Below are 2,707 nucleotides of genomic sequence, written 5' to 3'. Positions count from 1 at the left end.
TCGAGAATAGAGACGACGATCGGCTCCATCTGCGGCTCCCAATCGGCAGCCTCCTCGGCGCCGATCGCGTCCACCTGATCGGGCTCCATATCCGACTCGGCGTTGAGCGCCACCGCCTCGGCCGAGAAGCTGCGCCCGCAGCCGCAAGGACATTTGTAGAGGGCCGGCGCATTCGTGGCCTCGCGCAGCGCCTGCTTGGTGACGGGATCGGCCTTCTTCGCCGTCTGCGCGGCCTGCGGCGGCGCCAGCACCTCCTCGCCATCTTCCGGCTCGCGCAGGCCGAGCTTACCGCGCACCTCCGCCTGCGAGACGCGCAGGCCCATGGGCACTAGCGTGCCGATCGCCGTGGAGAGGACAGCGACATCCTCGGGCTCGGCGATCGGGAACTTCACCTTCGGCGCCTTGGCGCGGTCGCCGAAGTTCACCTGGACGAACGGCTCTATCAACTGCTTGTTCAACGTGCCCGCGAGCTGGCGGCCATCCGCCTTCAGCAGATCTAGCCGGACCTGATTATGCACTTTCGCCTGGGCGAGGCTCCCGCCGTTCTCGACGGTCATCGTCTGCCCGAGAATGGCCTTGGAGAACTGCTCGTCGATGAACCGCGACAGCCCCTCGAAGGGCGTCGCGCCGCTGCTGCCGCCCTTGGCCTCCAGGAACTCGATTAGCATCGATTCCGGGATGATCGCCGCCGCATCCGAGGCGATGCTCATCACCGCCTGCAGCAGCTTGCGGCGCTCTTCCCCGGTCGCGCTCGGATGATATTTGCCGACGCGGATCGGCATGCCGTAAATATCGAGGAAGCTGGCCCAATCCTTCAGCGAGAAGTTCTTGAACAAGAAGCCCCAGGCCGCAAAGCGCGCAAAGCCGCCGCGGATCGGAATGCCGGACTTCTGCTTGGGCTTGTGAACCACGAATTTGAACGGCGGCAGCTCCCGCCCGTCGATCGTGCCCATCTCCTGCAGCCTCACCTCGCTGCGCGAGATGTGGTCGAAGGTGAAATATTTCGGATCGCGCCAGAGATATTCATAGGGCCACCACAGGCCCTCGCGCTCATACCAGAGGTTTTCGACGACGCTGTATCCCTTGCCCAGGCCGTCGAGCAGATCCTCGAACACATCCGGGAGCGACGGATCATCGATCAGCTCCTCCACCGCATCGACGATACGACGCTCCGTCTGCGCCGCCGATTTCTCGTCGATCGCCAGCTCGATCTGGGCGAGCGTGCGTCGTCTGGTGCCGAGCACGGAGAAGTAATGGAGGTCCCGCTCCTCCATCTCCTCCGCCAGCTCGAGATAGGGCCGATGATCGCCGCGCACGGCGCCGCGCAGCAGCGTCGCCAGCCGCTCCGGCGTGAGGCCCGAGGCGACGGATTGGTCCCACAGCGTGCGCACGCCGACGAGCTCGGGCCGCGCCTCCTCCTCGGAGAGCTTGCGGCGCTCGCTGGGCGAGAGCGATTTGCGGATCGGCTGGCCGTCCGGCCCGAGCAGCGGCAACGGCCCGTGCATGCCGATCCGATCCTGCTCGGCCTCCAGCGCCTGGCGCAGCGTGAAATCATCGACCATCAATAGAGCCCTTCATGCGGGAGCTGCATGTCCTCTGCGTCGGCCCGATCCTCGCCGCGCATCGCCCCGCGCAGCGTGCTGGCGCTCTCATAGTCGTAGAGCGCGACGAGCGCGCGCGTCGCCGCATAAGCGAGCATCAGTGCGACGGCCGCGTCGCCATGGCGGTTCTTGTCCTCGCCGGATTTCAGCGGCGGCACGAAGGGCACGCCGCCCTTGGTCCTGATGAGCCGCAGATCGGAGTGGATTTCCGAATCCGCCGGGATCTCGATCGCGTCGTCTTCAAAGGCGGTCTTGAGCGGCTGCGCATTGTCGCGATACCAGGGCACGTTGAGCGAGACCGCCTCAGTGCGCTCCAGCCCATATTGCTGCACTGCATATTCGGCGATCGACATGCCGAGGCCCGTGGCGTCATGCTTGCTCGCGGAAAAGCGCGGCAGGCGATCGCAAATGTAGCGCAGCGCCTGTTTTTGCTGATCGAAGGGGATGCGCCGCATTTCGACGACGAACGGCGTGATGCGGCGCGTGGTGCGCGAGATCGCCAGCGGCCAGAGGACCGAGAGGTCCTTGATGCGCCCATAATCGCCGCCGATGAAATGGCCGAGCTGGGGATCGAGCCCGCGCAGGATCGGCAGCAGCTCGCGCTCGCACCATTCGGCAATGTCGGCCTCGCGCAGATGCGCCGGCCAATAGGTGAAGCTCTCCGGCCGCTCCAGCCGCAGCACGGGAATGCCGGCCCGCGCGCGCGCCTCGATCAGCGGCGCCGGCAGCCAGGCCCCGCCGCCCTCGGACGGGATGCAGAACAGCTCCTCATCGGCCGCCTCGCCATAAAAGCCGATGATGTCCGCGCGCCACTTCGCCTCTTTCTCGACGCTCCACTCCTCGCCCTTGACGAGGCAGACACGCTCATAGAGGCCCTGTTTCAGCGCGTCGTCGAAGTCGATGCGCAAGAGTGCATAGGGCTTGCGTCCGCCGCGGACGTCGAGGATCAGCCGGTTATAGGGATTATCGGTCCCATTGTGCGTCGAGATGATGAGGACCTTGCCGCCCCAGATCAGCAGCGCCAGCGCAGCCTGCAGCACGGCGGCGAGATCGTCGTGGAAGGCGGCTTCGTCGATGATCACATAGCCCTGACGGCCGCGCAGCGA

General features: G+C 65.9%; 2 protein-coding genes. Both read right to left on the bottom strand.

The window, feature by feature from the left end; genetic code table 11:
* Positions 1 to 1,562, bottom strand: a 1,562-nt coding sequence (locus K3F48_RS23455) for a DUF935 domain-containing protein (protein WP_222577856.1), incomplete at its 3' end; no start/stop codon positions are given.
* The coding region (locus K3F48_RS23450) for a hypothetical protein (protein WP_222577855.1) at positions 1,562 to 2,707 on the bottom strand (1,146 nt) is incomplete at its 5' end. The genes K3F48_RS23455 and K3F48_RS23450, both read right to left, overlap by 1 nt.

The organism is Methylosinus sp. Sm6 (genome assembly GCF_019802345.1).
GTDB lineage: Bacteria > Pseudomonadota > Alphaproteobacteria > Rhizobiales > Beijerinckiaceae > Methylosinus.
Note: the sequence above shows the minus strand (reverse complement) of the source record. Positions and strands in the feature narration are given on the sequence as shown.